The sequence below is a fragment of the Promineifilum sp. (SeqCode) genome, from assembly GCF_041918635.1.
GTDB lineage: Bacteria > Chloroflexota > Anaerolineae > Promineifilales > Promineifilaceae > Promineifilum.
Window position 1 is genome coordinate 1 of record NZ_JAYRVJ010000581.1, and the last position, 7410, is coordinate 7410.

At 67.4% G+C, this 7410-nt stretch carries 6 protein-coding genes; 4 read left to right on the plus strand and 2 right to left on the minus strand.

Annotation, left to right across the window (positions count from 1 at the left end):
- A partial coding sequence (locus ACE3UY_RS17270) for a S49 family peptidase (protein WP_374688731.1) occupies window positions 1-1274 on the minus strand: 1274 nt, incomplete at its 3' end.
- Between the two features lie 122 nt (window positions 1275-1396).
- Here ACE3UY_RS17270 and ACE3UY_RS17275 point away from each other — a divergent pair.
- Window positions 1397-2077 (plus strand): thiamine diphosphokinase, encoded by a 681-nt coding sequence (locus ACE3UY_RS17275; protein WP_374688732.1) that lies wholly within the window; start codon window positions 1397-1399, stop codon window positions 2075-2077.
- Window positions 2078-2309: 232 nt separating this feature from the next.
- Window positions 2310-3014, plus strand: a complete 705-nt coding sequence (locus tag ACE3UY_RS17280; RefSeq protein WP_374688733.1) for a queuosine precursor transporter — start codon at window positions 2310-2312, stop codon at window positions 3012-3014.
- A 101-nt stretch (window positions 3015-3115) separates the two neighbouring features.
- On the opposite strand, the gene rlmN is transcribed toward ACE3UY_RS17280, so the two are convergent.
- Window positions 3116-4213: a 23S rRNA (adenine(2503)-C(2))-methyltransferase RlmN gene (rlmN, locus tag ACE3UY_RS17285; protein WP_374688736.1), complete on the minus strand. Its 1098-nt coding sequence runs from the start codon at window positions 4211-4213 to the stop codon at window positions 3116-3118.
- 285 nt (window positions 4214-4498) lie between these two features.
- Between rlmN and ACE3UY_RS17290 the strand changes: the two genes are divergently transcribed.
- On the plus strand, window positions 4499-6181 hold the full coding sequence (locus ACE3UY_RS17290) for a methylmalonyl-CoA mutase (RefSeq protein ID WP_374688734.1): 1683 nt from the start codon (window positions 4499-4501) through the stop codon (window positions 6179-6181).
- Window positions 6182-6290: 109 nt separating this feature from the next.
- The coding region (locus ACE3UY_RS17295) for a LacI family DNA-binding transcriptional regulator (protein ID WP_374688735.1) at window positions 6291-7410 on the plus strand (1120 nt) is incomplete at its 3' end.

Consider the following 7410-nt stretch of genomic DNA (forward strand, 5'->3'; position numbering starts at 1 on the left):
ACGTAGTAGCCGCCGGAGGCGGCCATGTTGCCCATGTAGACAACGACCGGCTTGCGGGCGGAGAGTAGCTCGATCTGCCGGCCGATCAACTCCGAGGCCAGCGCCGAGCCGCCGCCGGAATCGACGTGGAAGACCAGCGCGGCCATGTCGTCCAGCTTCTCGACCCGCCGTAACAGGCCCACGAGCGTCTGCTCCCCGGCCGTCGCCCCGCCGATGAGCGGGATGGGCAGGTCAATGGGCGGCCGGCGGCTGGGGCCGGTAGCGATCAGCCCCTCCAGACTGACCACGCCCACGAAGCGGCGTGTGCGGCGGCGCGGCCGCTCCAACAGCAGGCCGCGCGCCTCGCGCCACGTTTTCAGCGTCACTCGTCCGGCTATGGACGGCGCGGCGCTGGCGGGTTCGGCAGTGGTCACGGGGTCTACATTGGCCGCGGCCGGCTTGCCGCACAACAGGGTCGCCAGTTCATCGTCGTAAGCAACGGCGTCGATTAATCCGGCGGCGCGGGCTTCCTCGGCTGTGAAGGGCGCGCGGTCGATGAGCCGGCGCAGGTCATCCGGTTCCAGCCCGCGGCCGGCGGCTATGTCGCTCACCAGCATGTCAAACTGATCATCCAGGAGCCAGTTCAGTTGCTCCCGCGCCTCGGGCGAGAGGTCGCTCCGGCTAAAGCGGTCCATCGCCGTCTTGTAGGGCGAAATCTGGACGACGTCGGCCTGCACCCCGACGCGAGCCAGCGCGTCACCCAGAAAGGTGATCTCGGTGTAAAGCCCCAGCGCCTCGAAGTGCGCGCCGGGCGGGACGATGATGCGGTCGGCGGCTGTGGCGGCGTAGTAGTGGGACAGGTCGAGGTGGGGGGTATAGGCGATAGCTTCCTTGCCGGCGGCGCGCAGCCGGGCGACGGCGGCGCGAAAGTTTTGCAGCGTCGCCAACCCGGCCGCGAAGCCGCGAAAGATGAAGACGACGCCGCGCGTGTTCTCCGCGTCGGCTACGCGCCGCAGTCGCTCGTTTAACTGTTGTAGACTGAAGGGATCGGGCGGGAGCGGCAGCCGGCGCTCGATGAAGCCGCGGGGCGGGCCGCTGCGCTCCGGCAGCGAGCCGCCGATGGGCAGCACCACGTAATCGACGCGGGCATGGCGGGCGCGGCGCAGCGCGTTGCGCAGATCGGCCCCGGCTGTCGCCCAGCCGTCGGCGAGCGCCTGGCGGGTCTGACGCCACTCGCGCCGCAGGTCGGATGAGAAGCCGTTGACCGGCTTGGATTCTGGCGCTTGGTTGTTCATTGTCAATCAAGATTCTCACGCAAAGACGCAAAGCGCGCAAAGAAGAAAAGGGATCTTTGCGCGCTTTGCGTCTCTGCCTGAGATTGTCCGGTATAATCCACACCGTCACCGGACGAATTGCTATGAAGACCGACCGCACCTCTGTTTTGATTTTCGCCAACGGCGTGCTCGACGACACGACCTGGATCGCCCCCTACCTTGACCGGGCGCGGGCCGTCATCGCCGCTGATGGCGGGCTGCGCCACCTGCTGGCCCTGGGCCGCCGCCCCGACGTGCTCATCGGCGATCTGGACTCGCTGCCCCCCGGTGTGGCGGCCGAGTTGGCCGGCTGGGAGACCGAGGTCATCCGCTACCCGGCGGCCAAGGACGCCACCGACCTGGAGTTGGCGCTGCTCCTGGCCCGGCAGCGCTTCCCCGACTGCGAACTGCTCATCCTGGGCGGCTTTGGCGGCCGGCTCGATCAGACGCTGGCCAATATCCTGCTGCTGGCTCACCCCGACCTCACCGGCCACCCCGTGCGTTTCGTCGAGGCGCGCGAGTCGGCCTGGCTGGTCACGGACGAGACGCGGATCGACGGCCGGCCGGGCGACACCGTCTCACTCATTCCCCTGGGCGGCCCGGCGCGCGTGGTCGAGACGACCGGCCTGCGCTGGCCGCTGCGCGACGAGACGCTGGCCTTCGGCCCGGCCCGCGGTATCAGCAACGAGTTGATGGGGGAGTTAGCTGTTGTGAGGTTGGGGGCTGGAATGTTGTTGTGTGTCCATGGAGTGCAGGGGAGCAGGGGGGCGGGGGAGCAGGGGTGAAAGAACCCCTACCGTACAGAGTGCGCATCCTCAGATGCGCGTTTTGCGCTCAAGCCGTCCGCATCCTCAGATGCGGACTCTGATTCTCCCCCGCTCCCCTGCTCCCCCGCCGCCCACAGGATAAGAATCCTGTGCCACCTGCCACCTGCCCCTTGCCACCCGCCCCTCACCACTGCATACTTCCCCCGGCGGTCGCAGCTCCCGCCTAAACAAAACAAGGAGATTGAACAGCATGAGTGGAATCAGTTCGTCGGCCCCCGCCCCGCGCGCGGCGGCCGTCGCCATCGGCCGGGTAGCGATCCTCGTGCCCGCGGCCTACGTCGGCGCGCAGATGTTGGCCGACATCGCCAGTCTCAAGATCGGTGTGGTGCTTGGGCTGGCCGTAGACATGGGCACGTTCATCTATCCCATCACTTTTACGCTGCGTGACGTGGTGCACAAGGTGCTGGGCAAGCGCAACGCCCAGACACTCATTATCGCCGCCGCGGCCATCAACCTCATCATGGCCGCCTACCTGGCCTGGGCCGCCCGCGTGCCCAGCGACCCCACGTGGGGTCTGGGCGACTCGTTCAGCGCCATTCTCGGCCCCATCTGGCGCATCGTCATCGCCTCTATCCTGGCCGAGGTGGTCAGCGAACTCCTCGACACCGAGGTCTACCATTGGTTCGTGACCCGCGTGACGACGCGCTACCAGTGGGCGCGGGTGCTGACCAGCAACAGCATCAGCATCCCCATCGACACGCTCATCTTCACCGTGATCGCCTTTGGGCCACTGCCGGGACTGGCCGACGACCCCCTCAGCTTGCCCTGGCCTACCGTGTGGCAGATCTTCCTGTTCAACGTGGCCGTGAAGTTCGCCGTGACGATCATCAGCCTGCCGCTCATTTACACGACGCCGGATCCGGATTGGAGCACGCGCGAGGAGGCGGATCGGTAGGGTTTGAGGGGGGCAGGGGGGCGGGAGAGCAGGGGAGAATCAGAGCCCGCATCCTCAGATGCGGACGGCCCGCCCAAGACGCCCATCTAAGGATGCGCACTCTATACGGAAGGGGTTCTTTCGCCCCCGCCCCCCTGCTCCCCCGCTCCCCCGCGCTCTGTCGCCAACTGGCCGCAGCCGGCGGCCACGTCGATGCCGCGTCGCTGCCGGACGGTGCTGGGCAGGCCGTACTCGGCCAGCACGCTCTGGAAGGCGCGGACGGCCGGGCCGGCGGTGGGCCGGCCATCGTAGCCGAGCGTCGGATTGAGCGGGATGAGGTTGACGTGCGCCTCCAGGCCGCCCAGCAGACGGCCGAGGGCGTGGGCCTGCGCCGCGCCGTCGTTCTGCCCCTCGATCAGCGCCCACTCGAAAAAGACCCGCCGGCCCAGCGTCTCGCTGTAGGCCCGGCAGGCGCCGATGAGTTCGGCCAGCGGCCAGCGCCGGGCGGGCGGAACCAGCCGGGCGCGCTCCTCGTCCGTCGCGCCGTGCAGGCTAACCGCCAGGCGCACCGGCCGTCGCTCCTCGGTCAGCCGCCGGATGCCGGGCACGACGCCAACGGTGCTGAGGGTGATGAAGCGCGGGGCGACAGCCAGCCCGCGGTGGTCCATCACCGTGTCCAGCGCGGCCATCGTCGCGTCGTAGTTGTGCAGCGGCTCGCCCATGCCCATCAGGACGATGTTGCGCAGCGCCTCGCCCCGCGCGCGCAGCAGCCGGGCGACGTGGACGACCTGAGCCACGATCTCGCCCGCGGTGAGATGCCGGCGGAAGCCCATCTGGCCGGTGGCGCAGAAGACGCAGCCCATGGCGCAGCCGACCTGGGTGCTGACGCAGGCCGTGGCCCGGCCGCGGAAGTACATCAGCACCGTCTCGATGGCCTGGCCGTCGGTCAGGCCGAGCAGGAACTTGCGCGTGTGGCCGTCGGCGCTGTCCACGTGGCCGCGGGCCGGCAGCGCGCCGGCGACCGTCCCGGCCGCCAGCCGCTCGCGCAACTCGGGCCGCAGGCCGTCGGCTGCCCAAGGCTCCAGCGACAGATCGCGGTAGAGCGCCGACCACACCAGCCCGGCGTAGTAGTCGCTGTAGCCCCACGCGGTCAGGCGTTCCCGCAATTGGGCGCGGCTCAGGTTGTAGAGGTCGGTGGGGCCGTGGTTCTCGCTCGCCATCGCGGCCATTGTAGCCGGGTTAGGGGTATGGTTCAATGGGGCGCCGTTCGTAGTCAGGCGATTCATCGCCTTTTCTCCTTATCTTTAGGTGCGACCCACTACAGAATGTGGGTCGCACCTGCGCGTAGAACGGCTATGAATCGCCTGATTACGAACCCGGGGCTATAATCCCGGTACTATTTCCGACCGCCAACAAATGAGCGTGCAGGTAGCGTAGACGCCCCACACCCCTCCAACAAATCTGCGTAATCTGCGAAATCTGTGGATTCTTCTTCTGGAGGACCGATGTACGACAAAGCCAAGCTGGCCGAAATGGCCGAGATGCGCGACCGCTGGGAAGAGACAACGCTACACCAGACCCTGGCCCGCGCGCCGGAGCGCAAGGAGCATTTCCTGACGACGAGCAGCGAGCCTATCGAGCGCCTCTACACGCCGCTCGACGTGGCCGACCTGGACTACGGCCGCGACCTGGGCAACCCCGGCGAGTACCCCTTTACCCGCGGCGTCCACAGCACGCTCTACCGCGGCAAGCCGTGGACGATGCGCATGTTCGCCGGCTTTGGCAGCGCCGAGGAGACGAACGCCCGCTACAAGTACTTGCTCAGTCAGGGCAACATGGGCCTGTCCGTCGCCTTCGATCTGCCGACGCTCATGGGCTACGACACCGACGCGCCCCAGGCCCTGGGCGAGTTCGGCAAGTGCGGCGTCGCCATCAGCAGCCTGCGCGACATGGAGATCCTGCTCGACGGCATCCCCCTCGACCGGGTCACCACCAGCATGACCATCAACAGCCCGGCGGCCATCATCTGGGCCATGTACATCGCCGCGGCCGAGAAGCAGGGTGTGCCCATGGCCAAGCTGGGCGGCACGCTGCAGAACGACATCCTGAAGGAGTATCAGGCGCAGAAGGAGTACATCTTCCCGCCGGAGCCGTCCATGCGGCTCGTCATCGACACCATCGAGTTCGGCGCGCGCCACATGCCCCTCTGGAACACCATCTCCATCAGCGGTTACCACATCCGCGAGGCCGGCTCCACCGCCGCCCAGGAGCTTGCCTTCACCCTGGGCAATGGCCTGGAGTACGTGCGTTGGGCCGTGGCCCGCGGGCTGGATGTGGACGAGTTCGCGCCGCGCCTCAGCTTCTTCTTCAATTGCCACAACGACTTCTTCGAGGAGATCGCCAAATTCCGCGCCGCCCGCCGCATCTGGGCCCGTGAGATGCGCGACACCTTCGGGGCGAAGAACCCCCGCTCCTGGCTTTGCCGCTTCCACACCCAGACCGCTGGCGTCTCCCTGACCGCCCAGCAGCCTGAGAACAACGTCGTCCGTGTCGCCCTCCAGGCCCTCGCCGCCGTCCTTGGCGGAACCCAGAGCCTCCACACCAACAGCCTCGACGAAGCCCTCGCCCTCCCCAGCGAACAGGCCGTCACTATCGCCCTGCGCACCCAGCAGATCATCGCCGAGGAGAGCGGCGTCGTCAACACCGTAGACCCCCTCGCCGGTTCCTTCTTTGTCGAGCATGAGACTAACAAGATCGAGGCCCAGGTCTACGACTACTGGCAGCAGGTAGAGGAAATCGGCGGCGTCCTGCCCGCCATCGACCTCGGCTTTTACCAGCAGGAGATCGCCGCCGCCGCTTACCGCTACCAGCGCGAGATCGATCGGCGCGACCGCGCCATTGTCGGCGTCAACGCCTACGCCGACCCCGACGAACAACTGCGCGTCCCCCTCCTCAAGATGGATCCTCAGGGCCACGACCGCCAGCTTGCCCGCCTGGCCCAATTGCGGCAGGAGCGCGACAACGACCGCGTCCGCCAAACCCTCGACGCCCTGCGCGCCGCCGCCCAGGGCACAGCCAACACGATGCCTCTCCTCCTCGACGCCGTCCGCGCCTACGCTACCCTGGGCGAGATCACCGACGTCTTCCGCGAGGTGTTCGGCAGCTACGACGAGCCGACGTGGATATGAAATAATTCATCTGTTGACAAGCCTACTGTTTCCTGTATAGTCTGTCTGACTGGAACCGGTTCCACACCATCTGCTTTCACCAGTCTCCGGTTTCGGCAAGGTAGGGGAAGTGGCTGCTGTCACCATTCGGGACGTCGCCAGGGAGGCCGGCGTCGGCGTCGGCACCGTCTCGCGCGTCCTCAATGATAGCCCTCTCGTCAGCGACGAGACCCGCCACAAAGTCCTGAGCGCCATTCGCGCCCTCGACTACTCCCCCAATTCCGTCGCCCGCCGGCTCTCCCGGGGCAAATCCATGGCCGTCGCCGTCATTGCCCCCTTCTTTACCCGGCGGTCCTACGTCGAACGACTTCAGGGGATCGAAAACGTGCTTGCCGCTGCCGGCTATGACCTCATCCTCTACAACGTCGAAACGGTCGCCCGGCGCGACGAGTGTCTGCGCGCCCTGCCGCGCGGCGAACGACTCGATGGACTGCTCATCCTCTCTCTGCCGCCCACCGACGACGAAGTCGCCCGCCTGCGGACGCTGGGCGTCCCGGCCGTGCTCATCGACGCTCACCACGACGGGCTGCCCACCGTCCAGATCGACGACGTCGCCGGCGGCCGTCTGGCCGCCCAGCACCTCATCGCCCTGGGCCACAGTCGCGTCGCCTACATCGGCGAGACGCTCGACGACAACCCTTTCCACTTTCAACCCGTCCACGACCGCTTCCAGGGCTACTGCCACGCCTTGCGCGAAGCCGGCCTTCCCTTGCGGCCCGAATACCACCGCCAGGGCCAATACGGCTGGCGCGACGCGCGCCGCATGGCCCACGAACTGCTCGACCTGCCTGAGCCGCCCACGGCCATCTTCGCCTACAGCGACACCATGGCCTTTGGCGTCCTCGAGGCGGCCCAACAGCGCGCGCTCCGCGTCCCCGATGACCTCTCCGTCATCGGCTTCGACGACGTCGAGATCGCCCAATACTTCCAACTCACCACCGTGCGCCAGCCCCTCTATGACTCCGGCGCGCGCGGCGCGGCTCTGCTCCTCGACTGTATCGCCGCCAACGACGACCCTTTGCCCGACCATCCTTGGCCGCTCGATGCGCAGCTCCCTGCCCAGGATGAGATCAGCCACGTCATCCTGCCCACCGAGCTAATCATCCGCGCCACCACGGCGGCCGTGGCCACGGCCGCCGTAGCTACGGCCGCAGTAGGGCATCTTGGCGACCCGCCTCTCGTCGCACAGG

What these genes read in the sequence shown, in the direction of transcription:
- ACE3UY_RS17275 (WP_374688732.1), top strand. Translation starts at nt 1,397, where the DNA reads ATGAAGACCGACCGCACCTCTGTTTTGATTTTCGCCAACGGCGTGCTC.
- ACE3UY_RS17280 (WP_374688733.1), top strand. Translation starts at nt 2,310, where the DNA reads ATGAGTGGAATCAGTTCGTCGGCCCCCGCCCCGCGCGCGGCGGCCGTC.
- rlmN (WP_374688736.1), bottom strand. Translation starts at nt 4,213, where the DNA reads ATGGCGAGCGAGAACCACGGCCCCACCGACCTCTACAACCTGAGCCGC.
- ACE3UY_RS17290 (WP_374688734.1), top strand. Translation starts at nt 4,499, where the DNA reads ATGTACGACAAAGCCAAGCTGGCCGAAATGGCCGAGATGCGCGACCGC.